This window comes from Halobaculum sp. P14, assembly GCF_051195155.1.
In the GTDB taxonomy this organism is placed as follows: Archaea; Halobacteriota; Halobacteria; order Halobacteriales; family Haloferacaceae; genus JBNTKA01.
Window position 1 is genome coordinate 263,946 of sequence record NZ_JBNTKB010000004.1, and the last position, 24,338, is coordinate 288,283.

Consider the following 24,338-nt stretch of genomic DNA (forward strand, 5'->3'; position numbering starts at 1 on the left):
GCCTCTCTCGGCGCGGCCGGCGGCGGTGAACCGCGGAAGAATCGTCGGCGGGGCGACGGATTCCGTGGCGGTTCGGAACCACTATCCCCTCACCGACGGATTGTCGAATCGAATGAAGGTGTTCGGCTCCAGCGGGACCCGCGGCGTCGCCGGCGAGGAGCTCACCTCGGAGTTCGTCCTCCGGGTCGCCGGCGCCGCGGCGACCGTGTGGGGGACTGACCGGGTGGCGCTCGGCCGCGACACCCGGACGTCCGGGGCGACGTTCGCGGACGCCGCGGCGTCCGGGCTCACCGCCGCCGGCGTCGACGTCGACGACCTCGGCGTCACCCCGACTCCCGCGCTCGTCAGGTACTGCGAAGTCGAATCGGTTCCCGGCGTCCTCATCACGGCGTCGCACAATCCGCCGGAGTACAACGGCGTGAAGCTGGTCGGCGCGGAGGGAATCGAGCTTCCCGTCCACCGGCTCGAAGCCGTCGAGGAGGTGCTGCTCGCCGACGACGTCAGCACCGTGTCGTGGGACGACGTCGGGACGCGCCGGTCGGTCGGCACCGCGAACGGCGACTACGTCGACGAGATGCTCGCGGCGGTCGACCGCGACGCCGTCGCCGACGCGGACCTCACCGTCGCGCTCGACCCCGGCCACGGCGCCGGCGCGCTCACGTCGCCCGGCTTCTTCCGGCGGCTCGGCTGCGACGTCGTCACCGTGAACGGCCAGCCGGACGGCCACTTCCCGGGCCGGGACCCGGAGCCCGTCGAGGAGAACCTCGCCGACCTCGGCAGACTGGTCCGCGCGAGCGATGCCGACGTCGGGGTCGCACACGACGGCGACGCCGACCGAGCCATCTTCTACGACGAGAACGGCGACTACGTCGAGGGCGACGCGTCGCTCGCGGCGCTCGCCGACGCGGCGCTCTCGGAGGGCGACACGACGGTCGCCGCGGTGAACGTCTCCCAGCGGCTCGTCGACGTCTGCGAGGACGTCGGCGCGAACCTCGAACTGACGCCCATCGGCTCGACCAACATCATCACGCGAATCCGGGAGCTGTGGGACGACGGCGAGTCCGTCCCGGTCGCCGGCGAGGGGAACGGCGGCGTCTTCTTCCCGGAGTACCGGCTGGTGCGCGACGGCGCGTTCATCGCCGCGAAGTTCCTCGAACTGCTCGCCGAGCGCGACGCCGCCGTCTCGACGGTGGTGGAGCCGTTCGCGGACTACCACAACGTCCGCGTCAACCTCGAGTACGACGACGACGCCGAACTGCAGTCGATGCTCGACGCCGCCGAGTCGTTCGCGGCGTCCGCCGACGCCGAACCGAACACCATCGACGGCTACCGGCTCGACTACGGCGACGCCTGGGTGCTCGTCCGGCCGTCCGGCACGGAGCCGAAGGTCCGCGTGTACGCGGAGGCGCGCGACCCCGACCGCGCGGAGGAACTGGCGGACGCCGTCCGCGACGCGCTCGAATCGGCGCGCTGACGACGCACTGACGACGCAGCGTTCGGCGGCGAGCCGACCGAGTGGACTGAGTGGCTTTTCGATGAACCCGGCTGGCCGACTGGTAGACAGCGTCAGCGGTCGCGTTCGTCGTCTTCGGCGAGCGCGTCCGCGAGCGTCGACCGGGCGGCCCGGACGGCGTCGAGTTCGCGCTGGACGCCGCCGCGTTCGAGCCGGTCGCGTTCGCCGGGGCCGAGCCGGGCTTCGGCTTCGGCGGCGGTGCGGAGCCGGTCGTAGTCGTCGCGGTCGGCGAGTCGGCCGACGCGGCGCACCCTCGCGACGACCTCCTCGTCGGCGAACTTCGCGGTGACGGACACGAGTTCGCCGGCGACGGCGCGGAGTTCGCCGGCGGGCGCCGGCGGCCAATCGACGGTGTACGGGTCGGCGGAGAGCCGGTCGAGCGCGGTGCGGTGAACCGGGACGGTCGTCCGGAAGGCGTCGGTGTCGTCGACGTAGTGGCTCAGTTTCGACTGAGAGTAGTCGGCGTATTCGAGCAGCGTCGGCACCGGCTCGTCGCCGGCGGCGTGCGACTCGACGTACTCGCGGAGTTCGGCGGGCACCGGGCCGGCGTCGACGAGCGGGAACGACGCGGCGTCGTCGACGACGCGCAGCACCGTCCGGGCGGGCTCTTCGCGGCGGAACCGGTCGAAGGCGTCGGTGACGGCGTCGTTGTACGACGAGATGGGGTCGCGGAGCCGTTCGGTCGGCGCGGAGAGGTCGGCGGCGCCGAGTTCGAGGAGGCGTTCGAGCGAGTCGATTCGGTCGTCGAGTTCGGCGAGCCGGTCGGTGGCGCGCCGTTCGGCGTCCGCGACGGCGTCTTCGGCGCGTTCGCGTTCGGCGAGCCGGTCGGCGAGATCGCGGGCCGGCGCGAGCGCGTCGCGGGCGTCCGCGAAGTCGGCGTCGGAGAGCCGGCGCTGATCGACGATGTCGTTCGCGGCGTCGAAGGCGTCGCGGGCGGGCAGGTCGTCCGGGAGCGACTCGGCGAGTTCGGCGAACTGGCTCTGGAACTCCAGGTACGCCTCGAAGTCGCCGGTGCCGGTCGCGGAGTCCTCGTAGCGCCGGAGGAGGCCGTCGGCGCGTTCGACGGCGTCGGCGACGGCTTCGAGCGCGTCTTCGCCGACGTCTCGGACGGCGGCTTCGGCGGCGCGGCGGCGGTCGCGGGCGTCGCGGAGTTCCGCGACGAGCCCGGCGACGTCCGTGTCGACCGCGGCGTCAGCGGCGTCCGCGTCGCCGTCGCGGTCGTCGTGGCTGCCGCCTGCGTCGCCGTCGCGGTCCGCGTCGGCGCCGGTGTCGCGGTTCTGTCCCGCCATCACTCGTAGACTGCTTCGGGGTCGAACACGCGCTCGCCGACCTCGTCGCCGTCGAGGGTGCGGTGGAAACACGACCGGTGGCCGGTGTGGCAGGCGCCGCCAGTCTGGTCGACGAGGTACAGCAGCGCGTCGCCGTCGCAGTCGACGCGGACCTCCTCGACGGCCTGGGTGTGGCCGCTGGTGGCGCCCTTCTCCCAGAGTTCGTCGCGGGAGCGCGAGTAGTAGTGGGCGCGGCCGGTTTCGCGGGTGCGTCGGAGGGCCTCGTCGGTGACGTACGCCAGCATCAACACCTCGCCGGAGTCGGCGTCCTGTGCGACCGCCGGGACGAGTCCGTCCTCGCCGAAGTCGACGTCGACGCGCCGCGTCGGCGCCGCCTCCGTCTCCTCCGTCTGCTCACTCATTGGTCGACGGGAGGCGCGTGCGTCGCATAGGTCTTTTGCGTGGCCTCGCCCTCCCCAGCCGACGCCGGCGCGGCCTCGCTGCCGCTCGGTCGCGCCGCCGCCCCTCGCGCGCTTCCGGCCGTGACACGGCACGGCCGCCGCGCGCCACCGGTGGGAGCCGGGGCGGACGCCGCCTCGGAGACGGGGCCGGCTCAGAGAACGCCGACGAGGCGGAGCAGTTCGGTGAGCACGTCGCCGTAGGTGAGCGCGACGACGAGGCCGGCGAACAGCGGCGCGACGAACGGCAGCCCCGGCGACACCCAGACGACGTCGTGTTCGGCGAGCCGGTCGAGCCCCTCCCGGAGCGTCTCGGGCGTCGTGCCGTACGCCGTCCCGCTGATTTCCGCGAGGAACCGGTCGGCCGCCCACGGGTCGTCCTCGGCGGCGACGCCGTCAGCGGCGGACTCGACGGCCGCGTCGACCGCGGCGGCGTCGTCCGTCGGGGCGCCGCCGTCGGGGCGCGGCGTCGTCTCCGCGACGTCGGGGACGTCGGCGTCGACGGCGCCGTCGGTCGGGTCGTTGGTGGCGCCGACGGACGTCGGGTCGCGGTGGGCCGCCGGGTCGCGACGGAGTTCGGCGAGCGTGCAGCCGCGCCACCGGAGGTACATCCGCAGGGCGTCGAGGTCGAGCCCGCGCGTCGGGACGGCGCCGTCGGTGTCGAGCAGCGAGCCGTGCCGGTCGGGGAGCCGGCTCACGGCGGTCGGCGTCCCGACGAACATCGCCGGGGAGAACCGGCCGGCGACGGCGTTCCGGACGCCGATGTGGACGACGTACAGCAGGCCGAACAGCACCGCGTTCGTCAGCGCCGACATCGCGGTGACGCCGAGCGCCGACGGGTGGAGCGGGAAGACGGCGGTGTGCAGCCACGAGGTCTCCGGGAGCAACCACAGCGGCACGACGTACTCCGGGGTCGCCGGGTAGGTGACGGCGAGGACGATGAGCGCCTTCGTGTCGGCGCCGCCGAACGCCGCGAGCCGGTAGGCGAGCAGCGAGAACGGCACGAGAAACAGCAGCGCGAAGCCGACGCGGACCAGAAACAGTCGGCTCTCGTAGCCGGTGAATGGCGCGAACCGGAGGACGTCGAGCGCGAGCGCGACGACGCCGACGGCGAGCAGCGGCGGCCACAGCTTGTTCGGCAGCCGCCGCGTCAGCACGTCCCGGTACGCCGCCCACGCGAACGCCGGGACGACGAACAGCCGGAGCAGGTCGGCGGCTGAGGCGACGCCGAGTACGGTCATTGCCGAACGGCGGGACGCAGGGGAGTTAGGCGTTTGGTATACGCGCGGTGCGGCCGGGAGAGCCGGTGGCTGTCCGCGAGCAAAAACGGTGAAAACGGCGCGGGAGCGGCGTTAGATGACGCGGTTCTGGAGGTAGTCGAGGTGCTTCGCGTTGTAGACGATCTTGACTTCCTCGGCCTCCGGCGTCCCGATGCAGGTGAGCCGGACGTTCTTCTCGTTGACCTCCTCGTCGCTGAGGATCTGCTGCATGTCCATGTTGATTTCGCCCTCCTTCAGGATGGACGCGCAGTTCGCGCAGGCGCCGGCGCGGCACGAGAACGGCCAGTCGTACCCCTGCGCCTCGGCGGCTTCGAGGATGTACTCGCCTTCGTTGACCTCGATTTCGCCGTAGTCCTCCTCGTCGAGGTCGGCGTCGGCGGCCTCCTCGAAGAGGTCGTCGTCGTCCATCTCCCAGCCGTGATCGTCCAGTACTTCGTAGTTGAGGTATTCGACCGTGGGCATCTCACCGGCGTTTTTCGGTCGTTACGCATTAGACTTTGCTATCTCGGTCCCCGGCATCAGCCGAAGCCAGCCGTTTAGGCCAGCCAAAACACCGGTTTCCGTCCCGCGGCTTCGCTCCGGCCAGCCAGGGTCAGCGGCCGCCGCCGAGGAAGTCGAGGTGACGAAGGAAGTTATCGGAACGTCGGCGGAAACCGACGGGAAGCCGGCGAAAAGTCCGCGGAGGCGGCGCCGTACGAGCGGCGAATCGCCGCGTCGACAGGGCGACCGGCTACACCGAAAACAGCGTGAACAGCGCGAACGACGCCGCGAACGACAGCGACGGCGTCAGAATCCAGAAGAAGATGACGCGGCCGGTCGTCCCGGGGTCGAACAGGTCCTCCGCGAGCAGGTCGGAGCCGCGCTCCTCGCCGACCTGCGGCACTTCGCCCGCCTCGGTTTCGGCGGCGAGCGCGTTCACCGACACCTCCGGACCCTCGCCGCGGACCGCCTCGCCGACCGCGTCGCCGAGCGTCGACGTCCGGGTGGCGCGGCCCCAGCCGAGCCCGACGATACACATCGTCGCCGACACGGCGAGCGACGCCGGAATGTCGATGTACGACAGGAACGTGATGAGGCTCGCCGAGACGACCTCGACGACGAGCGCGGCGAGCAGCGGCAGGTCGGTGAGGTCGTTGCCGACGGTGTCGAGCGTCCGGCGGGCGATGGTGAACGCGCCGAGGCCGATGGCGGCGGAGGCGAGCAGGATGCCCTGCTCGATTTTCAGCGGCCCGGAGCCGCCGGCGACCAGCGGCGCGACGGCGTTGGCGGCGTTGGACGCACCCGCGGAGAACGCCATGTAGCACGCGATGACGACGACGAGGACGGTGCCGGCGAACTCCCGCGGCGTGGTGTTGTCAGCGAGCGTCGGGACGACGCCGTCGAACGACAGCAGCGAGCCGTCGCTGCGGTCGACGGCGAACAGGGCGTCGAGGTGCGGGTAGAGGTAGCGACCGATGACGGCGCACACCCAGAAGGCGATGACCGGCGAGACGAGCCACCAGCCGACGATGCGGACCATCGTGTCCGTGATGAGCGTCCCGGTGGCGGCGCCGAGGCCGGCGATGGCGCCGACCGCCGTCATCGACGTGGACGCCGGGACCCCGAACGTGTTCGAGATGAGCAGCGCCAGGCCGACGAAAAACAGGACGGCGACGCTGACGCCGAGCGTGAACTGCGCCGACGGGACGATTCGGCCGCCCATCGTCGCGATGACGCCGCGGCCGACCGTCCACGCGCCCGCGAACGCGAACCCGGTCATCAGCGCCGCGGCCGCGAGTTTCGACAGCAGGCCGCTGCCGACTGCGGGGCCGAACGATACCCCCGTGGAGGAGCCGCCGATGTTGAATCCGACGAACGCGGCGACCGCGAGTCCGACGATGAGGAGTACTTCGACCACGCCGGTAGTGGTGGCGCGTCGGAAATAAGTCCCCCGCGTCACCGCCGACCGCGTCGCTGCCGCTCCGTCACCACCACCGCCACCACGGGTCGTCGTCGCCGTCTCCACCGCCGCCACTGCCTCCATCCTCGCCGCCACCATCGTCGCTACCGCCGCCACTGCCTCCATCCTCGCCGCCACCGTCGTCGCTACCGGGGTCGCCGTCGCCGGTGTCGTTCCCACCGCGGTCGCCGTCGCCGCCGCCACGGACGAGTGCGAAGTCGGAGTACGTTCGGGCGTCGTCGCCGGCGCCCCGCGAGAGCGACGCGAGGTAGAGGCCGTCGGGCACGTCGATGCGGGCGCGGTAGCGGTAGTCGTCGCCGACGGCGCGCACGGTGAACGCGTCGCGGGGCAGCGTCGCCACGCGGGTCCACTCCCGGCCGCGGAGGCCGTAGACGGCGACGCGGACCGTGGACAGCCGCGCGTCGGCGCGGACGCTGACCGAGAGGTCGCCGCCGGTGCCGTGCGCTCGGAAGGAGCGGATTTCGGGCGGAGCGGGCGTCGCGGTCGGCGACGGCGTGGCAGTCGGCGTCGGCGACGCGGTGGCCGTCGGCGTCACTGTCGGTGTCGCCGTCGGCGTCGCTGTCGGCGTTGCGGTCGGCGTCGCGGTGGCTTCGGGTATCTGGACGACCGCGTCGTCGACGACGGCTCCGGTCGGCTCGTGGACGACGTACAGGTGGACGGTCGTGCCGGCGGGAAGCGGGAGCGGCGCGCCGCCGTACCGCATCGTCGTTCCGGGCGCGAACCGGTCAGCCGTCAGCGTCACCGCCGGGTCGGTGAACGGGACGCGGGTGGTGCCGTCGGGGCCGCGGACGACGAGCGAGAGGACAGCCGGGTCGAGCGCGTCGCCGCCGGCGTTCGTGACGGTGACCTCGCCGTCGACCGCGAACCGGTAGTCGCCGACCGGGTCGCGGCTCGGGGCCTCCGTGACGGTCCCGCCGACGAACGCGTAGCTGACGGTGCCGACCACGAGGACGATGACCGCGGTCGTCGCGACGACGCCGAGCACCGACGACTGCCCGCGCTGCTGCACGGACAGACCGGGTGGAACGGCGACAATAACGCTTCCCGTTCGCGTATTAGTTCTCGGAATCGGGCGGGCCGCGGTCGCCGCACGCACGACAGCGTTTAAGCCGTCCGTCAAGTAGTGAGAGACATGGAGTGGAAGACGGACTGGGGCCTGCGCGGCCGGATGTTCTTCACGATGTTCCTGCTGTTCGCGCTGTACGTCGTGTTCATCGCCGTGCTGTCGCAGACAAGCATCGGAATGTTCGGCATCGTCGCGGTGATGGGGCTGTTCCTCGTCGGCCAGTTCTTCTTCAGCGACAAACTGGCGCTGTACTCGATGGGCGCCCACGAGGTCAGCGAGGAGGAGTACCCCGAACTGCACGCGACGGTGACGCGGCTGAGCCAGCAGGCCGACCTGCCGAAGCCGAAGGTCGCCGTCGCCGACTCGCGCGTCCCGAACGCGTTCGCGACCGGCCGGTCACAGAAGAGCTCGGCGGTGTGCGTCACGACCGGACTGCTGCACGCGCTCGACGACGACGAACTCGAGGGCGTGCTGGCGCACGAACTGGCGCACGTGAAGAACCGCGACGTGATGGTGATGACCATCGCGTCGTTCCTGTCGACCATCGCGTTCATCGTCGTGCGGTGGGGATGGCTGTTCACGGGCGGCCGCGACCGGCAGAACGGCGGCGCGCTCGCCGCCATCGCCGTCTCGCTCGTCGTGTGGGTCGTGTCGTTCCTGCTGATTCGCGCGCTCTCGCGGTACCGCGAGTTCGCGGCCGACCGCGGCGGCGCCGCCATCAGCGGGAAGCCCGGCGCGCTCGCGTCGGCGCTTCTCACCATCGACGGCCGGATGGACAAGGTGCCCGACGACGACCTGCGCGACTCCGCGGAGATGAACGCGTTCTTCGTCATCCCCATCAAGACCGGCATCGTCGGCAAACTGTTCTCGACGCACCCGAGCACGGAGAAGCGCGTCGAGCGGCTCCGCGACCTGGAGCGCGAGATGGAAACCGTCTGATGGGCCTGTTCGACTCGCTCAAGTCGGCGCTCGGTGTCCGCGCCGAGTCCGACGCCGCCCGCGACGCCGACCCCGAAGACCTGTTCGGGATGAGCACCGCCTACGTCACCATGGAGGCCGACCTCGGCTTCCGGCCGGTCGGCGAGGCCGCGCTGTGTTTCTCCGCCGTCGACTCCACCGACTTCGCCGACACCGTCGACGCCGTCGAGTCCATCCTCGACGCCGGCAGCGAGGAGACCGGCACCGAGTTCCGGCGGCACGAGGACGACCACGGCTACAACTGGGTCGTGCTCGCCGACGACGACCCCGAGGACCTCGTCACGTCCGTCCACTTCGCCGCCGACGAGTTCGTCGAGCGCGGCTACGGGTCGCGGCTCCTCGCCGCCGTCTTCGGCTTCGAACGGGACGGCGACGGCGGCGGGTCCGGCGGCCGCGACGCCGGCCGCGAGCGCGCCTACTGGGTGTACTCGTTCCGCCGCGGCGCCTACTACCCGTTCGCGCCCGACGGCGGCGAACACGACCGCCGAATCGAGTTCAAACTGGAGTCCGTCCTCGACGGCGAACTCGACTTAGAGCCCGACAAGGAGTACTGGTACCCGCTGTGGCCGGACACGCCCGGGGCACACCCCTGGGAGTGACCCAGAACCAGAAGCGACCTTGACGCGGCGAGACTCCCGAGTTCGCGGCACCGGACCCGACCCCGGCCTCCCACCCGGTTCAGTTTCGCTCGGCCCGCGGCGACGCCGCCGACGAGTCGCCCGTCGGCATCCGCCTTCTCCCGCCTAAACCTACGGTTTCCCGAGTAGCCGGCGGCTTCGCGTCCCGCATTTTCACTTTCACTTTGGTGTTAACGAGGGTTTATGTGCGGAGCCGCGCAACGAGTAGTCACGATGGCAGAGGACGACCTCCAGAGCCTCCCGGGCGTCGGCCCGGCGACGGCGGACAAACTCGTGGAATCGGGCTTCGAGAGCTACCAGAGCATCGCGGTCGCCAGCCCCGGCGAACTGTCGAACACCGCCGACATCGGCGACTCGACGGCGAACGACATCATCCAGGGCGCCCGCGAGGCCGCCGACGTCGGCGGCTTCGAGTCCGGCGCGCAGGTGCTCGAACGACGCGAACAGATCGGGAAGCTGTCGTGGCTGATTCCGGAGGCCGACGACCTGCTCGGCGGCGGCCTCGAAACGCAGTCCATCACCGAGGTGTACGGCGAGTTCGGCGCCGGGAAGTCGCAGGTCACCCACCAGATGGCCGTGAACGTCCAGCTCCAGCCGGAGGACGGCGGGCTCGGCGGCAGCGCCATCTTCATCGACTCCGAGGACACGTTCCGCCCCGAACGCATCGACGACATGGTGCGCGGGCTCGACGACGACATTCTCGAACGCGAGTTCGAAGAGCGCGAAATCGATGGGTCGCCCGACGACGACGAGGCGATGCAGACGCTCGTCGAGGACTTCCTCGACTACATCCACGTCGCGAAGGCGTTCAACTCCAACCACCAGATTCTGCTCGCCGAGAAGGCGAAAGAGCTCGCGAGCGAACACGAGGACACCGAGCGGCCGGTCCGGATGCTCGCTGTCGACTCGCTCACCGCGCACTTCCGCGCGGAGTACGTCGGCCGCGGCGAACTCGCCGACCGCCAGCAGAAGCTCAACAAGCACCTCCACGACCTGATGCGCATCGGCGACCTCTACAACTGCGTCGTGCTCGTCACGAACCAGGTCGCCTCCAACCCCGACTCCTACTTCGGCGACCCGACCCAGCCCATCGGCGGCAACATCCTCGGACACACCTCGACGTTCCGCATCTACCTCCGGAAGTCGAAGGGCGACAAGCGCATCGTCCGACTCGTCGACGCGCCGAACCTCGCCGACGGCGAGGCCATCATGCGCGTGCAGGACGAAGGCCTGAAGCCCGAGTAACCGCCGACCCGGCAGCGTCACCGGCCGGCGGCCCTCGTCCCGGTCCCCGCCCCGACGCACCGATTCTCACGCGGACCTCATCTCCTCGCGCGCAAGACCGTGGCCGAGCGGGAGCAGCGTCCCTACGGCGCCCGGCTACCGAGCAGCGCCACCAGCGACACCGCGCCCGCGAGCAGCGCGAGCACCGCGATCGCCGACGCCGACGAGACGGCGAGCGTCGCGAGGTACCCGCCGCCGCCGGCGAGGAGAACGACGATGAGCGTCAGCGCCGACCCGCTGAGTTCGGCCTCCCGCGTGTCGGTCGTCCGCCTCGACCCGGCGCGGAGCGTCGCCGCCCGGTCGGCGGCGTCGTACGCGAGCGCGGCCGCGCCCGACGCGACGAGCAGCGGCACCGCGCCGACACCGACGGCGCCCGCGAGGAGAACGCCGGCCGCGAGCGTCAGGCCGCCGAGCGAAACCGGGCGCCGAGCCGGCCGGTGTGCGCCGACGGCGACCAGCGCGACGCCGCCGAGCGCGAGCAGCGCCGGCCGGGGCTCGCCGACAGCGAGGAGCGCGCCGACGGCGACCGCTCCGGCGACGACGGCGACGCCGAGTCCGGTCCGCCCGGGCCGAGTCACGGCGCCCTCCGCCGGAGTGCGTCGCCCGGGTCGGCGTCGAACGGGACGTCGACGACCGTGATTCCGCGGCTGCGAAGCGCCGTGAGCCGCCGGTCGCGTTCGGCGCGCGCGAAGCGGGCCACCGGGGAGTCGACGGTCGTCGGGTCCGGCGAGAGCACCGCGACCTCGTGTCCGTACCCGGCCAGGCGCCGGGCGGCGTCGACGGCCCCGTCGTCGGTCAGCGGCGAGCAGACCACGACTCGCGCGTCGCCCGGCAGCCAGCGGCGCACGCCGTCGAGCACCGCCCGTGCGTCCCGGTCCGCGTCGTCACCCGCGACGGCGTCCGCGTCGTCACCCGCGGCGTCGTTCGGCGGTGGCGCCGCGTCGAACGCGGAGGAGAGCGCGAGCGCGCGCTCCAGCCGGGCACGGTGGCCCGACCCGGCGCCCGGGCCGATTCTGCACGGCCGCGGCGACAGCGCGGCGACGCCGACTCGGTGGCCGGCGGAGAGGAGGCCGCCGGCGACGGACCGGGCGGCGGCGACACACCGGTCTACGGCCGGCGGCCCCGCCGGGTCGGGAGCGACGTAGGCCGCGGCGCGGGCGTCGACGACGAGTACGACGCGGGCGGTCCGCTCGGCGCGGAACGCGACCGTCGTCGGCTCGCCGCGCTTCGCCCAGCCGCGCCAGTCGATGTGCGAAACCGGGTCGCCGCGGTGGTACTCCCTGACGGAGCTGAACTCGGTGCCGGCGCCCTCGCCGGGGCTCGGAGCGGTGCCGGCCAACCGGGCGACCGCCCGACGCGGCGGCCGAGGGTCGCTGTCGAGCCGCGGGACGCACTCGACGGTGACCGGGTCGGCTCGGACCGTGGTTCGCCGCTCCCGACCGGACGGCGGGGCGCCGGTCCGAACCGTCAGCGCGTCGAACTCGTGGCGCCCGCGGGCCGCGGTCACGACGTACTCGACCGTCGCGGTCGCGTCGGGCCGGAGCGGCGTGGCGCGCTCGGGGGAGCCGTCGACGACGTCGAGTCCGCGCGGGACGTCGTCGGCGAACCGGAGCGACCGGAGCGTCCGGTCGCCGTCGTTGCGGACGCGGAGCGAGACCCTGACGTCCTCGCCCGGGCGCGGCGTTCGCTCCGAAACGTCGCGGGAGACGGTGAGCGTCGGCTCCGGCGGGGCGCGCGCCCGCGTGACGGCGCCGAGCGCGAGCGGCACCGACGCGGCGACGAGCAGCGCCGGCCGGCCGGTCACGACGCCGAGCGCGACCGCGAGGAGCGAGAGCGAGACGGCGCCGTCCCAGCGGCTCGTCCGGGTCACTCGTCCACCTCGCGGATCGCGGCGACGGCGGCCATCGTCCGCCGGGCGCGCCGACGGAACGGGGCGTCGCCGCCGAACACGGCCCTGATTCGCTCGGCGAGCGACGGCGGGTCGCCGCGGAGGTACGCCGCCGCGAGCGGGTCGTCCGTCCAGACGCCCCGTTCGACGCGGTCGCGGGCGGTCTCGGGCGGCGTGCCGCGTGCGGCCAGCGCCGCGACCGCCGACGCGGCGAGGTCGTCGCGGAGCGCGCGCTGGGCGTCCTCGTCGGCCGCGCTCGTCGCTGCGAGCCTGGCTCGCCAGTCGTCGCCGGGCGCCGGATACGGCTCCGGGCCGTCCCCGACGGGGAGCGGTCGTGGCCGCCGGACCCGCCGCATCCCGCCGACAGCGGCGGCGGCGAACGCGGCGAGTCCGACCGCCGCGACGACCGGGGTCGAAAGGGGGAGCGGGACGGCCGCCGCCGGAACCGCGACGGCGACGAGTCCGTACGCACAGCCGACGACGCCGACGGCGAGCAGGGCTCGCCGGAGCGACGCGGGCGTCACTGTGCGTTCTCGCCGCCCGCGTCCAGCCGGTCGACCGCGGCTTCGGCGCGCGCCTCGCGTTCGGGCGTCACCGGCGCGCCGCCGTAGCGCACCCGCTCGAACAGGCCGCGGAGTTCGGCGACGGAGGCGGCCGGCAGCCCGTCGTCCCGCGCCGCAGCCGCGATTTCGCCGGGCGTCCGGCGTCGCCAGTCGGCGCCGGCGACGCGGCGCGCGAGCGTGAGCCACGCCGCAGTGACCGGGTTCTCGGGCGTCGGGTCCGCCCGGTCGGCTCTCCGCCCGGCGTCGTCGTCGGAGCCGTCGCCGGTCGACCGGTCAACGGACTCGCCGTCGCCGGCGGCGAGCCTCCGGAGGAGGACGGCGGCCGCGAGCACGCCGGCGGCGACGAAGCCGACCATGAGAACCGGGGACCCGCCGGTGCCGGTCCGGTCGACGTCGCCGCCGGTGTCGGCGCCGGCATCGTCGTCGGGCGCGGCGTCCTGCTGTTGGCTGCGCTGCTGTTCGGGGCTGGCGCTGGACGAATCCGCGCGCACACCGTCGTTCGGCGCGCCGGCGGACGCGCCGTCGAGCCGGTGGACGGCGTCGAACGTGCTGGCGCCCACGGCGAGCGCGAGGACGGCCAGCGCCGCGACCAGGAGGGGAGCGGACGTGCGGGGAGGCACGGTCCGTGCATACGCGAGCGACCGCGTGAATCTTTCGCCGGCGAGGCGAAGCCGGTCGCGCGGCCGACGAACGCGGCTCCGCTGGTCGAGCCGCTCGGGCCGGGAGAAGGAGCCGCCGTCGCTACTCGTCGTCTTCGGTCTTGGTGACGTCGAGGTCGTCGAGGTCGCCCTCGTACAGCTTCGCGCCGTCCTGTGCGACCTGCCGGGCGAGCACGGCGCACTTGATTCGCATCGGGGAGATGTCGACGCCGAGCATCTCGGTGACGTCGTCGGTGTCCATCGCCTCCAGTTCGTCGATGGTCATCCCCTGCAGGCGCTGGGAGAGCATCGACGCCGAGGCCTGCGAGATGGCGCAGCCGTCGCCGGAGAACGTGACCCGCTCGATCGTCTCGTCGTCGTCGGCCAGTTTCACGTCCACCTGGATGGTGTCGCCACAGGAGGGGTTCTCGCCGACGTGCGAGAACGTCGGGTCGTCCATCTCGCCGTAGTTCCGCGGGTTCTTGTAGTGGTCGAGGATCTGCTGCCGATACATGTCGGAGCCGCCGCCGATACCCATATTACCGGAATATTGGGCGCTGCGGTGGAAAAGGCTACCGCCCCGTGGACCGCGCCGGCAACGCCGACCGCTCCGGCTCCGCCTCCGCTTCAGGCGAACAGTTGCCGGGCGTCGTCGATGGCGTCGACGAGCGCGTCGATTTCGTCGCGGGTGTTGTAGACGTAGAAGCTGGCGCGGGCGGAGGCGGCGACGCCGAGTTTGTCGTGGAGCGGCTGGGTGCAGTGGTCGCCGGCGCGGACGGCGACGGCGTGGTCGTTGAGGATGCTCGACAGGTCGTGGGCGTGGACGCCGTCGACGTTGAACGCGACGAGGCCGCCGCGGTCGTCGCCGGGCGGACCGTAGATTTCGACGTCGTCGAACTCCGTGAGCCGGTCGTAGGCGTACTCGGCGAGCAGGGACTCGTGGCGTTCGACGTTGTCCATGCCGAGGTCGTCGAGGTAGTCGATGGCGGCGTGGAGCGCGACGCCCTGCGCGATGACGGGCGTGCCGGCTTCGAACTTCCACGGCAGGTCCTCCCACTCGGAGTCCTCGTAGGTGACGGACCGAATCATCTCGCCGCCGTACAGGTACGGCTCCATCTCTTCGAGCAGCTCCTCGCGGCCGTAGAGGACGCCGATGCCGGTCGGGCCGAGCATCTTGTGCCCGGAGAACGCGAGGAAGTCGGCGCCGAGGTCGTCGACGTCGACGGGACGGGTCGGGACGGACTGGGCGCCGTCGACGAAGATGTACGCGCCGTGGTCGTGCGCGACGTCGGCGAGCGCCGAAATCGGGTTGATGGTGCCGAGCGTGTTCGAGACGTGGACCGCCGACACCATCGCGGTGTCGTCGTCTATGAGTTCGGCGGCGTGGTCCATGTCGAGGCGGCCGTCGTCGTCGATGCGGATGAACCGGACGTCGGCGCCGGTCTTCTTCCCGATCTGCTGCCACGTGACGAGCGACGCGTGGTGCTCCATCTCGGTGAGCACGACGTTGTCCGACGGGCCGAGTTCGTTCAGCCCCCAGGCGTACGCGACGAGGTTCTCGGCCTCGGTGGTGTTCTTCGTGAACACGACCTCCTCGCGGCCGTCGGCCCCGATGAACTCCGCGACGCGGTCGTGGGCGTGCTCGTAGGCGACGCTCGCCTCCTGGCTGAGGTGGTGGATGCCGCGGTGGACGTTCGAGTTGTACGACCGGTAGTAGTCCGCGATGGCGTCGACGACCTGGTCGGGCGTGTGGCTGGTCGCCGCGTTGTCGAGGTACACCAGCGGCTTCGTGTCCCCGTCGCCCTCGCCGGGGACGGTGGCGTCACCGCCGACCGTCCGGTCGAGGATGGGGAAGTCCGCCCGGATGGCGTCGACGTCGAGCGGAGACAGCTCCTGTGTTCCCATTAGGTCCACGAACGGTTTGCAGGACTAACACCCCTTCGGTCGCGTCAGCGACGCGAAACCGCGAGCAGTTACGCGAAGCGCGCCGAGAAGCCGCGTTCGGCTTCGGCGCCGCGAACCGGCCGGGGCTCAGGCGTCGGTATCGGTGCCCGTGCTGGTGTCGCCGTCGGCGTCGGCCGCAGCGCCGGTGTCGGCCGCGGCGGCAGTGTCGGACGCCGGGGCGGCGTCGACGGCGCCGAGGAACCCGGAGAGATACGACCACAGCGCGTACAGCCCGGCGGCGACGACGACCAGCGCGACGCCGCCCGCGAACGCGTTCAGCGCGACCAGAAAGCAGCACGCGACGAGGAGCGACAGCGCCAGGAGGCCGAGGAGGACGTCGATTCGGACGAGGACACGTGACTCCATGTTCGGCTGGTCCGCGGCGCGCCGGAAAACCGTTCCGCTCGGCCCGGATACAGGGCGTCAGTTAGACGTACAGGAGCTGTGCGTGGGGCGTCCCGTCGACTTCGAGTACGCGCTCCTCGTCGATGATGCCGGCGTCGACGGCGACGCCGACGCACTCCTCGCCGACGAGGTTCGCGGTCGTGGCCGAGCGGAGACTCGCGACGACGGCGTCGGCGTCGGCCAGTTCGGCGTCGTCGCCGCCGTAGAACTCCTCGGTGACCGCGAGCGTGACGTCGCCGCTCTCGAACGTCTCGCCGAGGCAGTCCGGGTCGCAGACGGACACGAGCGTGCCCTCGGGCGTGTCTCGCTCCTTCAGCAGCATCAGCGCTCCCCGTACTCCTCGACCATCTCGGCTTCGGCCTGCTGGCGGAGTTCCTCGGCTTCCTCTGCGACCTCCTCGGCCTCCTCGACTTTCCCGAGTTCGTCGAGCGCGCGGGCCTTCTCTTCGAGCACCTCGGCGTTCCGCATGCCGAGCCGGATGGCGTTGTCGAAGGCGTTGACGGCGTCTTCGAGCAGGCCGCGTTCGACGAGGAAGAAGCCGCGGTTGTACCACGCCTGCGGCGACCGCGGGTCGGCCTCGACGGCGCGTTCGGCGTGTTCGAGCGCCTGCTCGGTCCGGCCGGACTTGTGGAGCGCGTACGCGAGGTTCGTCTCGGCGGACGCGGCGTGTTCGGAGCTGTCGTCGATGCGGATGGCCTCCTCGTAGGCGCCGATGGCCTCGTCCCACTCCTCCAGTTGGGCGTGCGCTGCGCCCTTGTTCACCCACGCCTCCTGCTCGTCGAGCGAGTCGTCCTCGGCGAACTGCGCGGCGCGGCCGAACGTCTCCGTCGCGGCCTCGAACCGGTTGATACCCATGTACGAGAGGCCGACGTCGAGCAGGCTGTCGATGTCCACCTGGTCTTTCGCGATGTTCCGCTCGTCGAGCATGTCGGTGATGACGCGCGTGTCCACCGGGTCGACCTTCGACGGGTCGGCGTTCAGCTCCTCCGGGTCGAGCGAGAACTCGTCGTAGTCCTCATCGAGCCCCTGCCCGGACGAGAACTCGTGGCTCCCAGGTTCTGGCTCTTCGTCACTCATTACCCGTGAGTTGGCCGAGCGGACGGATGTATGTTGCGCGTCGGACTTTTCCGGCTCGGCGGCGGAGCCACCGGTATGCCGCGACTGTTCGTCTCGGTCGACCTCCCGGCGACGCTCGCCGGCGAGTTCGCCGCCGTCCAGCAGGAGCTCGAAGACGTCGAGGCGCTCCGGTTCACCGACCCCGCGCAGGCGCACCTCACCGTGAAGTTCCTCGGCGACGTCGACGAGGACCGCGTCGACGACGTGGTCGCCGCGCTCGAACGCGCCGTCGACGACGCCGGCGTCGAGCCGTTCGAGGCCGAAGTCGGCGGCGTCGGCGCGTTCCCGTCGCCCGAGTACATCAACGTCGTCTGGGTCGGCGTCGGCGACGGCGCCGACGAACTCGCCCGGCTGCACGAGGCCGTCGAACGCGAAACCACGGCGCTCGGCTTCGAGCCGGAGGAGCACGACTTCACGCCGCACCTGACGCTCGCCCGGATGGACGACGCCCGCGGGAAAGCGACGGTGCAGGCGTTCCTCGACGAGGAGCCGGTCGTCGGCCGGTTCGACGTCGACGCAATCCGGCTCACGGAGTCGACGCTGACCGACGACGGCCCGGTCTACGAAACCGTCGAGAGCATCCCGCTGCCCGCGTAATCCCCGGGAGGCGGCGGTCGCGGCGACTCCGACAACTCCCGGTGACTCCCGGCGGCATCGACTACCCCCGGCAGCCTCGACGACTTCCGGCGGCCCCGACAGCTTCCGGTCGAACGCCGGTTTCCGTCCGCTTTTCAGGCGGCGCGCCGACGGCTCGAACGACCATGCGCGTCCGGGTTCCGCGGCTGTCCGCGCTCGCCGACTACGACGCGCTGACGCTGACCGCGCTCATCTGGTTCCTCGCGAAGTTCCTGCGGTACGCGTTCCCGCCGCTGTTCCCGACGTATCAGGCCGCGTTCGGCGCGTCGAACGCGGCGCTCGGCGCGGCGTTCACCGCGATGATGACGGTGTACGCGCTGATGCAGTTCCCGAGCGGCGCCGTCGCCGACCGGCTCGGCGCCACGAAAGTCATCGCGGCGGGCGCGGTGACGGCGGCGGTCGGCGCGCTGGCGCTGTTCCCGGCCGTCGGGGACGACGTGGTGGTGGTGCCGGTCGTCGGCGACGTCGCCGCCGGGTTCGTCGCGCTCGTCGCCGGAATGCTGCTCGTCGGCGTCGGCACCGGCGCGCACAAGACGGTCGCCGTCGGCCTGCTCTCGCGCATCTACCCGACGCGGACCGGCCGTGCGCTCGGCGTCCTCGACACGTTCGGCGCGTTCGGCGGCGTCGTCGCGCCCGCCGCCGTCACCGTCGCCGTCGCCACCGGGTGGGCCGACTGGCACACGCTGTTTCTCGCCGGCGGCGTCGCCGGTCTCGCGCTCGTCGCCGCGTTCCTGCTCCGGGTGCCGAACCGCGTCTCCGACACCGACCGCGGCGGCGGCGACGGCGGCGTCTCCGCGGCGGCGTACGTTCGGCTGTTCCGCCGGCCCGCGTTCTCCGCGTTCGTCGCCGTGACGCTGTGCTTCTCGTTCGCGTACAACGGCGCCGTCGCGTTCCTGCCGCTGTACCTCACCGACAGCGCCGGGCTGCCGGACGCGACGGCGTCGCTGCTGTACAGCGCGCTGTTCGTCGTGAACCCGGTTCAGCTCGTCACCGGCGACCTCTCCGACCGCGTCGGCCGCCTCCCGGTCGTCGGCGCGACGCTGACGCTCGCCGCCTGCGGGCTCGGCGCGCTGCTCGCCGTCGGCGCCGCCGGCCCCGCGGTGCTCGGCGCCGCCGTCGTCGCGTTCGGCCTCGGCAGCCACGGCTTCCGGCCGGTCCGCGGCGCCTACCTCGCGGCGGTCATCCCGGACGAGGTCGCCGGCAGCGGCCTCGGCGCGGTCCGGACGCTGCTGATGGGCGCCGGCGCCGTCGCGCCCGCGGTCGTCGGCGTCGTCGCGGACGCCGTCGGCTTCGGCGCGGCGTTCGGCGTCCTCGCGCTCGCGCTCGTCGCCGCCGCGGCCCTGACGGGCGTCGTCGCGCTGCTCGAATCCTGACGGCACGGGGATGGACCGGCGACGGACCGGAGGAGCCGAGAAGAATCAGTCGTCGTCGCCGGCGTCGCCGACGTCGCTGCCACTGCCCCGGTCGACGTCGCCGGCACCGCCGGCACCGTCGCCGTCGGCGGCGAGCGCGCCGCGGACGTCGTTGTAGCGGGCGACGAAGTCGTCGATCGCGGGGTCGTGCACCGGCTCCTGCGGGACGCGGAGCGCGGAGAGGCTGACGTCGCCGTCGACGACGGCGGCGCGGTCGGACCACGTCGGGTACGTCCGGCTCACCTGCTCCAGCGTCGGGTAGCGGTCCGGCTGGTCGAGCCGCGCCCAGTAGTCGCTTTCGAGCCGGTAGGCGCCGCCGTACTCGTCGCGCTCCTCGTCGGTGGCGTCGCGGGCGTCGACGCCGTAGTCCGCGAGCGGCTCGGTCACCCGCATCGGGCCGGCGTCCTCGACCGGGACGTTCAGGCTGAGGTAGTCCGCGGCGTCGAACACGTCGGCGTCGCCGCCGCCGGCCGCGCGCTCGACGACGTCGCGGGTCACCTGCGCCGGCAGGTCGAACGTGAACCGGTTCGGCGGGAAGAACTCCTCGCGGTGGTACGCGGAGACCGCGACGGCGGGCGTCCCGAGGTAGGCGGCCTCGACGGCGGCGCCGACGGTGCCGGAGTGGCCCATGATGTACTCGCCGCAGTTCGGGCCGAGGTTACAGCCGGAGACGACGACGTCGAACCGGCGGTCGAGTCCGCGGAGCCCGAAGGCGGCGCAGTCCGCGGGCGTCCCGTGGACCGCGTACCCCCACTCGTGGTCGTCGACGTCGACCGCGCGCGAGCGCGAGCGTCCGACGCCGGACTGGTCCGCCGCGGGCGCGACGACCGTCACGTCCGCGACGGCGCGCAGCTCCTCGTACAGCGCGGCGAGCCCCGGCGAGTCCACGCCGTCGTCGTTCGTCAACAGCACCTGGCGGTCGCTCATTGCCGAAGCGTTCGTGCGCGCCGGCAAGTGCGCGTCGGTCCGCCGCGTCGCCGAACGGCGCGGCGCTCGGCGGCCGGCAGACCCCGGCCGACTTTTCACGGGGGCGCTCGTTGCCCCGAACGAATGAGTACCGGCGGGCGCGGCGACGGCGTCGGCGGCGTGCTGGGAACGGCACGGGAGGCCTACCGGGAGGCGTTGCCGGCGCTGTCGGCGTCGCTGGTCGGCGGGCTGCTCGCCGGCGTCGTGCTCGGCGGGATGCGCGCCGAACTGCGCGCCGTCGAGGGGCTGCTGGTGCTGGTGCCGGCGCTGCTCGCGACCCGCGGAAACGTCTACGGGAGCTTCGGGGCGCGGCTCTCCACCGGGCTGCACCAGGGGCTCATCGAGCCCCGGGTGACCGTCGGCGACGAACGGCTCCGCGGGGCGGCCGCCGCGGCGCTCGTGAACGGCGTGTTCGCGTCCGTGTTCGCCGCCGTCGCCGCCGCCGTCGTGCTCGCGGTGCTCGGCCGCGGCGCGGCGCCGCTGCCCGTGCTGGTAAGCATCGCGCTCATCGCCGGCGTCCTGTCGGGCGTCGCGCTCACCGCCGTCGTCGTGACGGTCGTGTTCGCCGGCTACCGCCGCGGCCGGAACCCGGACACGCTCGTCGGGCCGCTGGTCACGACGACCGGCGACGTGTTCGGCGTCGCGTTCCTGCTGCTCGCGGTCCGGGTGACGCTCGCCGCACTCGGAGGTGGCGGGTAGTGCCGACCGAGTGGACCGTCCGGTCGATCACGCGGGCGACGCTCCCGGTGCTGCTCGCGCTGACCGTCGTCGAACTCGGCTCCGGACTGGTGCTCGGCAGCTTCGAACAGCGGCTGTACCGGGCGCCGTCGCTGCTGGTGCTGGTACCGGTCACAATCGGCACCGCCGGGAACCTCGGCAGCGTCCTCGCCTCGCGGCTGTCGACCGCGTTCCACCTCGGGACGCTCAGCTTCGACGCGACGGACGACGAACTCGCCGGCAACGCCGTCGCGACCGTCGCGCTCGCCGCCACGCTGTTCCCGGTCGTCGGCGCCGGCGCCTGGGCGCTCGCGTCGCTCACCGGCGGCGCGTCGCTCCCGGTCACGACAGTGCTGCTCGTCGCCACCACCGCGGGCGTCACGCTCGCCGCGCTCGCCGTCGCCGTCACCGTCGTCGCAACCTACGTCGCCTACGTGCTGTCGCTCGACCCCGACGACGTCGTCATCCCGGTCGTCACGAACGTCTGCGACGTGCTCGGCGTCGTCGTCCTGTTCGGCGCCGTGGTGCTGTTCACGTAGCGGCGGCCCCGGCGTCGCTACCCGCGGGTCGCGTCCGGGTCGACCGGCCGGCCGCCCTCGGTTGGCGGCGCGATGTGGTCGATGTACTCCTCGACGGACGGCTCCCGGACGGTCACGTCGACGCGGATGTCGCCGAGTTCGTCCGTGTCGCCGACGGCGAAGTTCACGACGCCCTGCAGCGCCGCCTGCTTTTTCAGTTCGAACGAGAAGCCGTCCTCGTCGGCGTTGCGCTCGAACTCGCGGCGCGCCGTGTCGAGAATCTCCTGTTCGTGCAGCAGGTCCGAAAACGGGTCGAGAGTGTGCGTCTCCGCGACGAGCCGGCCGGGGTCGCCCGGCTCCGACTCCAGTTCCGCGTTCGGAAACAGGTTCGTGACGGCGTCGGCGACGCGGTCCGTGACCTCCGTGCGGTGCACCGGCACCTCGATGCGGGCGTCGACGCTGTACACCGTCGTCATTCGCGCACCTCCGCGGCGTCGTCGCCGGCGGCCTCCCGCCCCGCCTCGTCGGCGTCCGCGTCGGCTGCGGCGCCGCCGAGCAGGTCGCGGACCCGGTCGCGGAACGCCGCGAGCGACTCGGTGTTCTCGACGGTGACGTCGGCGGCGTCGATGACCTCGCCCATCCCGAACTCCAGTTCGCGCTCCTCCCGGCGGCGCAGCGCGTCCACGTCCACGTCGGAGTCGTCGCGGCCGCGGGCGCCGAGCCGCTCGGCGCGCACGTCGAACGGCGCCTCGATGCTGACCAGGAGGAAGTCGTCGCCGAAGCGGTCGCGGAACCGCTCCAGTTCCACCATCGACCGGAGCCCGTCGACGAGCACCGCGTCCGCGTCGGTCTCGGCGGCGGCCTCCTCGATGAGCGGAATCGACCGCTCCGCGATGGCGGCCGGGCCCTCCTCCTCGCGGAGCGCCTTCGCCACCTCGCCGTGGTGCTCGGCGGGGTCGAGTCCGCGGCGCCGACACTCCTCGCGGATGACGTCCCCCATCGTCACGACGGGGACGCCCTCCTCCTCGGCGACCGCGGCGGCCTCGCCCTTTCCGCTACCCGGCAGGCCGACCGTCCCGATAACTCGCATTACTCCCGGCTTCGCCGCTCCCGGAGTTAAGGGCTGCGGGACCCCGTGGCGGCGCCGACGCATCCGCGGGACGTGTCCCCGAACCGGAACGTCACCCGGGCTCTTGTCGACGGCGGCCGACCGGCTCGTATGGTCCCCGACACAGCACCACGCAGTCGCCCGCTCGTCCGCGACACGCCGGCCGCTCGCGACGCGCCAGCCGGACGCGGCGACCACCGACTCGACGAGGACCCGGACGACGAAGACGACCCCAACGACGACCCCGACGACGACCCGGACCAGGAAGACCCCGACGACGGGACGCAGCGCTCCGCTGAAGCCGGCCGCCGGGCGCCGTGACGGCTCGCTAACCGCGTCGTTTTTCCCGCTGTCCGCACTCACCCACGACGGGGCACGTAGCTCAGTCCGGATGAGAGCGCCGGACTTCTAATCCGGTGGCCGTGGGTTCAAATCCCATCGTGCCCGTCCACCGAACCGCGGACCGGCGGTCCGCCGACCACCGCGAGACGCCGTTTTCGAGCTGAACCGGCCGTTCGACAGCGCCGCCGCTCGGCGGGTCGCGTCGAATCGGAAAAACGGGAGTCGAGTCGTGTGCAGTCGTGGCGGCGAAGCGGGGCTGGCGGCTCAGTACCGCGACGGCAGGTACGCCAAGCCGGTCATGAGGAAGGCGACGACGCCGCTGAGGATGGTGACGCCCCACAGCCCGTTCTTCATCGTCGTGTGTAGCGACGACTGGTGCTGGTACTCGTCGTACTGCTCGAAGTTCTGGGTCAACACCAGCGTCTGGTTGTTCGGGAAGTGCGCGAAGTACGTCGTCGACCCGAGCGTCACGTTCGCGGTGTCCGCGACGTCGATGGTGTTCGTGCGCGGCGCGAACCACTCCAGCGTCGCACCGCTCCCGGTCACGGACGCGACCGTCGCGGTGTGGTTCTGGACGTCCGAGACCTCGTCGCCCTCGGCGTACTCGCGGGTCGCCGGCTCGGGGAAGTAGTCGTCCGCCGGGACGAGTTCGCGGCTCCCGTTCTCGGTCGCCTTCCGCACGACGTACGTCTGGCCGTCGACGGTCGTCGTCTCGTTCTCGACCGACGAGTCGTTCTGCAGGATGGCGGACCGGTCGATGTTCTCGCGCAGCGTGAACTGCGTCGGGTCGTCACCGCTCTCGACGACGACGGTCCAGTCCTCGCCGTCGTACGTCACGGTGGAGCCGTTCGCCCACTCGACGGTGTACCGCGACGACTGATTCGTCCACTCCAACGTCCCCGAGCGGACCAGGGTCGCCGGGCCACCGCCGCCGTGGCCGCCGCCACCGCCGCCCTGCATCTCGGCGGTGATCTCGGTGAGCCGGTACTGAGTCCCGTCCACGGTGATGCTCTCGCCCGGTGCGAGCTCGTGGTTCGGGTTGTCGAAGGAGAGGTGCGGCGCGCTCGCCGTAGCGATGAGCGAGAACGACGCCGCTCCGACGACGACGAAGAACGCGACGTAGATTGCCGCGGCACGACGTTGCATACGCGGACGACAGTCCGCCCGGCGTTTAACCGTTACTTTTCGATGAAGTGTGCGACCCGCCCGGCCCGCTTTAGGCGCGCGTCGACGGGCGCTCGTCGACGGGCGCTCGTCGGGACACGGACGCGTCGCTGAGGCTGTCGCGTTTCGTCGCTGAATCGAAAGAAGCCAAGGGCCGGATTTGAACCGGCGTATAACGGCTCTGCAGGCCGTCGCGTATGGCCGGACTCTGCCACCTTGGCGCATGTACGGAAAGACGGGTGCCGCGCTTAAGCCTAGCGAATCACCTCGTTTTCAGCGGCGGAGAGCTGTCGCTAAATCGAGTCGTACGTGCAGGGGGTGTGGCTGGGCGCGCTGGGGAGCGTCGAGTGCGGGGGAGTGTCGAGGCGAGGGTCGGGTGTCGGGGTGGTGCGGGGTGCCGTGGCGGCGTGGTGAGGCGTGGAAGTGTGTGGGTGCGGGGGTGCCGTGTGGGTGGCGGCGGGGAGGGTGGAGGGCGG

At 72.2% G+C, this 24,338-nt stretch carries 28 protein-coding genes and 2 tRNA genes; 10 read left to right on the forward strand and 20 right to left on the reverse strand.

Translation table 11 applies throughout. The annotated features are described in order from the left end of the window. Positions 1 to 112 precede the first annotated feature (112 nt). A complete protein-coding gene (gene glmM / locus ACQUS7_RS10095) occupies positions 113 to 1,474 on the forward strand; it encodes a phosphoglucosamine mutase (RefSeq protein WP_435146752.1) in 1,362 nt (453 codons plus the stop codon). A gap of 92 nt (positions 1,475 to 1,566) precedes the next feature. Here glmM and ACQUS7_RS10100 read toward each other — a convergent pair whose 3' ends face one another. The 6 genes from ACQUS7_RS10100 to ACQUS7_RS10125 all read right to left on the reverse strand — a co-directional run bounded on the left by ACQUS7_RS10100 (position 1,567) and on the right by ACQUS7_RS10125 (position 7,488). Continuing rightward, the gene (locus ACQUS7_RS10100) at positions 1,567 to 2,802 is read right to left on the reverse strand and encodes a DUF7118 family protein (protein ID WP_435146754.1); all 1,236 of its coding nucleotides are present in this window, start codon (positions 2,800 to 2,802) and stop codon (positions 1,567 to 1,569) included. Continuing rightward, the gene (hisI, locus tag ACQUS7_RS10105) at positions 2,802 to 3,203 is read right to left on the reverse strand and encodes a phosphoribosyl-AMP cyclohydrolase (RefSeq protein ID WP_435126184.1); all 402 of its coding nucleotides are present in this window, start codon (positions 3,201 to 3,203) and stop codon (positions 2,802 to 2,804) included. Before hisI ends, ACQUS7_RS10100 begins: the two co-directional genes overlap by 1 nt. A 191-nt stretch (positions 3,204 to 3,394) precedes the next feature. Then, positions 3,395 to 4,480 (reverse strand): prepilin peptidase, encoded by a 1,086-nt coding sequence (locus ACQUS7_RS10110; RefSeq protein WP_435146756.1) that lies wholly within the window; start codon positions 4,478 to 4,480, stop codon positions 3,395 to 3,397. A 111-nt stretch (positions 4,481 to 4,591) separates the two neighbouring features. Then, the gene (gene fer / locus ACQUS7_RS10115) at positions 4,592 to 4,981 is read right to left on the reverse strand and encodes a ferredoxin Fer (protein WP_435126178.1); all 390 of its coding nucleotides are present in this window, start codon (positions 4,979 to 4,981) and stop codon (positions 4,592 to 4,594) included. Between the two features lie 268 nt (positions 4,982 to 5,249). Beyond that, the gene (locus ACQUS7_RS10120; protein ID WP_435126176.1) at positions 5,250 to 6,416 is read right to left on the reverse strand and encodes an anion permease; all 1,167 of its coding nucleotides are present in this window, start codon (positions 6,414 to 6,416) and stop codon (positions 5,250 to 5,252) included. A gap of 67 nt (positions 6,417 to 6,483) precedes the next feature. After that, positions 6,484 to 7,488, reverse strand: coding sequence for a type IV pilin N-terminal domain-containing protein (locus tag ACQUS7_RS10125; RefSeq protein ID WP_435146759.1), 1,005 nt, complete (start codon positions 7,486 to 7,488; stop codon positions 6,484 to 6,486). A gap of 123 nt (positions 7,489 to 7,611) precedes the next feature. On the opposite strand from ACQUS7_RS10125, the gene htpX reads away from it, so the two are divergent. The 3 genes from htpX to radA all read left to right on the forward strand — a co-directional run bounded on the left by htpX (position 7,612) and on the right by radA (position 10,406). Beyond that, complete coding sequence (gene htpX, locus ACQUS7_RS10130) at positions 7,612 to 8,484, forward strand: zinc metalloprotease HtpX (protein ID WP_435146762.1); 873 nt, start codon at positions 7,612 to 7,614, stop codon at positions 8,482 to 8,484. Beyond that, positions 8,484 to 9,122: a PspA-associated protein PspAB gene (gene pspAB, locus ACQUS7_RS10135; protein ID WP_435126169.1), complete on the forward strand. Its 639-nt coding sequence runs from the start codon at positions 8,484 to 8,486 to the stop codon at positions 9,120 to 9,122. The genes htpX and pspAB overlap by 1 nt, the downstream gene beginning before the upstream one ends. A gap of 252 nt (positions 9,123 to 9,374) precedes the next feature. Continuing rightward, the gene (gene radA, locus ACQUS7_RS10140) at positions 9,375 to 10,406 is read left to right on the forward strand and encodes a DNA repair and recombination protein RadA (RefSeq protein WP_435146765.1); all 1,032 of its coding nucleotides are present in this window, start codon (positions 9,375 to 9,377) and stop codon (positions 10,404 to 10,406) included. A gap of 122 nt (positions 10,407 to 10,528) precedes the next feature. On the opposite strand, the gene ACQUS7_RS10145 is transcribed toward radA, so the two are convergent. From ACQUS7_RS10145 to ACQUS7_RS10185, 9 genes are all read right to left on the reverse strand, one after another. Next, entirely contained in the window at positions 10,529 to 11,023 is a 495-nt protein-coding gene (locus ACQUS7_RS10145) for a DUF7519 family protein (protein WP_435146767.1), read from the reverse strand. After that, positions 11,020 to 12,315, reverse strand: a complete 1,296-nt coding sequence (locus ACQUS7_RS10150; RefSeq protein WP_435146769.1) for a DUF58 domain-containing protein — start codon at positions 12,313 to 12,315, stop codon at positions 11,020 to 11,022. Before ACQUS7_RS10150 ends, ACQUS7_RS10145 begins: the two co-directional genes overlap by 4 nt. Continuing rightward, complete coding sequence (locus ACQUS7_RS10155; protein ID WP_435146771.1) at positions 12,312 to 12,857, reverse strand: DUF7269 family protein; 546 nt, start codon at positions 12,855 to 12,857, stop codon at positions 12,312 to 12,314. Before ACQUS7_RS10155 ends, ACQUS7_RS10150 begins: the two co-directional genes overlap by 4 nt. Next, a complete protein-coding gene (locus tag ACQUS7_RS10160; protein WP_435146773.1) occupies positions 12,854 to 13,516 on the reverse strand; it encodes a DUF4129 domain-containing protein in 663 nt (220 codons plus the stop codon). Before ACQUS7_RS10160 ends, ACQUS7_RS10155 begins: the two co-directional genes overlap by 4 nt. A gap of 121 nt (positions 13,517 to 13,637) precedes the next feature. Further along, positions 13,638 to 14,066 carry an iron-sulfur cluster assembly scaffold protein gene (locus ACQUS7_RS10165; protein ID WP_435128137.1) on the reverse strand — a complete coding sequence of 143 codons (429 nt, stop codon included), beginning with the start codon at positions 14,064 to 14,066 and terminating at the stop codon, positions 13,638 to 13,640. A gap of 95 nt (positions 14,067 to 14,161) precedes the next feature. Further along, positions 14,162 to 15,439 carry a bifunctional cysteine desulfurase/selenocysteine lyase SufS gene (gene sufS, locus ACQUS7_RS10170; protein WP_435126151.1) on the reverse strand — a complete coding sequence of 426 codons (1,278 nt, stop codon included), beginning with the start codon at positions 15,437 to 15,439 and terminating at the stop codon, positions 14,162 to 14,164. A 126-nt stretch (positions 15,440 to 15,565) separates the two neighbouring features. Continuing rightward, the gene (locus ACQUS7_RS10175) at positions 15,566 to 15,844 is read right to left on the reverse strand and encodes a hypothetical protein (RefSeq protein WP_435126149.1); all 279 of its coding nucleotides are present in this window, start codon (positions 15,842 to 15,844) and stop codon (positions 15,566 to 15,568) included. Between the two features lie 61 nt (positions 15,845 to 15,905). Then, positions 15,906 to 16,205 (reverse strand): DUF424 domain-containing protein, encoded by a 300-nt coding sequence (locus ACQUS7_RS10180; protein WP_435126148.1) that lies wholly within the window; start codon positions 16,203 to 16,205, stop codon positions 15,906 to 15,908. Continuing rightward, a complete protein-coding gene (locus tag ACQUS7_RS10185) occupies positions 16,205 to 16,960 on the reverse strand; it encodes a tetratricopeptide repeat protein (protein WP_435126145.1) in 756 nt (251 codons plus the stop codon). The genes ACQUS7_RS10180 and ACQUS7_RS10185 overlap by 1 nt, the downstream gene beginning before the upstream one ends. A gap of 75 nt (positions 16,961 to 17,035) precedes the next feature. On the opposite strand from ACQUS7_RS10185, the gene thpR reads away from it, so the two are divergent. Both thpR and ACQUS7_RS10195 read left to right on the forward strand, forming a co-directional pair. Continuing rightward, positions 17,036 to 17,596, forward strand: a complete 561-nt coding sequence (thpR, locus tag ACQUS7_RS10190; RefSeq protein ID WP_435146777.1) for an RNA 2',3'-cyclic phosphodiesterase — start codon at positions 17,036 to 17,038, stop codon at positions 17,594 to 17,596. A 164-nt stretch (positions 17,597 to 17,760) separates the two neighbouring features. After that, positions 17,761 to 19,008 carry an MFS transporter gene (locus ACQUS7_RS10195; protein WP_435126140.1) on the forward strand — a complete coding sequence of 416 codons (1,248 nt, stop codon included), beginning with the start codon at positions 17,761 to 17,763 and terminating at the stop codon, positions 19,006 to 19,008. 45 nt (positions 19,009 to 19,053) lie between these two features. Here ACQUS7_RS10195 and surE read toward each other — a convergent pair whose 3' ends face one another. Beyond that, positions 19,054 to 19,974, reverse strand: a complete 921-nt coding sequence (gene surE, locus ACQUS7_RS10200) for a 5'/3'-nucleotidase SurE (protein ID WP_435146780.1) — start codon at positions 19,972 to 19,974, stop codon at positions 19,054 to 19,056. A 123-nt stretch (positions 19,975 to 20,097) separates the two neighbouring features. On the opposite strand from surE, the gene ACQUS7_RS10205 reads away from it, so the two are divergent. Both ACQUS7_RS10205 and ACQUS7_RS10210 read left to right on the forward strand, forming a co-directional pair. After that, the gene (locus ACQUS7_RS10205; RefSeq protein ID WP_435126135.1) at positions 20,098 to 20,712 is read left to right on the forward strand and encodes a magnesium transporter; all 615 of its coding nucleotides are present in this window, start codon (positions 20,098 to 20,100) and stop codon (positions 20,710 to 20,712) included. Continuing rightward, complete coding sequence (locus ACQUS7_RS10210) at positions 20,712 to 21,269, forward strand: magnesium transporter (protein ID WP_435126132.1); 558 nt, start codon at positions 20,712 to 20,714, stop codon at positions 21,267 to 21,269. Before ACQUS7_RS10205 ends, ACQUS7_RS10210 begins: the two co-directional genes overlap by 1 nt. A gap of 17 nt (positions 21,270 to 21,286) precedes the next feature. Here ACQUS7_RS10210 and ACQUS7_RS10215 read toward each other — a convergent pair whose 3' ends face one another. After that, positions 21,287 to 21,724: an RNA-binding domain-containing protein gene (locus ACQUS7_RS10215; protein WP_435126129.1), complete on the reverse strand. Its 438-nt coding sequence runs from the start codon at positions 21,722 to 21,724 to the stop codon at positions 21,287 to 21,289. After that, positions 21,721 to 22,338 carry an AAA family ATPase gene (locus ACQUS7_RS10220; protein ID WP_435126127.1) on the reverse strand — a complete coding sequence of 206 codons (618 nt, stop codon included), beginning with the start codon at positions 22,336 to 22,338 and terminating at the stop codon, positions 21,721 to 21,723. Before ACQUS7_RS10220 ends, ACQUS7_RS10215 begins: the two co-directional genes overlap by 4 nt. Positions 22,339 to 22,467: 129 nt before the next feature. Here ACQUS7_RS10220 and ACQUS7_RS10225 point away from each other — a divergent pair, with 129 nt between their 5' ends. Both ACQUS7_RS10225 and ACQUS7_RS10230 read left to right on the forward strand, forming a co-directional pair. Further along, a complete protein-coding gene (locus ACQUS7_RS10225) occupies positions 22,468 to 22,677 on the forward strand; it encodes a hypothetical protein (RefSeq protein ID WP_435126125.1) in 210 nt (69 codons plus the stop codon). Between the two features lie 50 nt (positions 22,678 to 22,727). Then, positions 22,728 to 22,803, forward strand: a tRNA-Arg gene (locus tag ACQUS7_RS10230). Positions 22,804 to 22,962: 159 nt separating this feature from the next. Here ACQUS7_RS10230 and ACQUS7_RS10235 read toward each other — a convergent pair. After that, on the reverse strand, positions 22,963 to 23,844 hold the full coding sequence (locus ACQUS7_RS10235; RefSeq protein ID WP_435146786.1) for a hypothetical protein: 882 nt from the start codon (positions 23,842 to 23,844) through the stop codon (positions 22,963 to 22,965). Between the two features lie 163 nt (positions 23,845 to 24,007). After that, positions 24,008 to 24,083 (reverse strand) — tRNA-Cys (locus tag ACQUS7_RS10240). Positions 24,084 to 24,338: the final 255 nt, after the last annotated feature.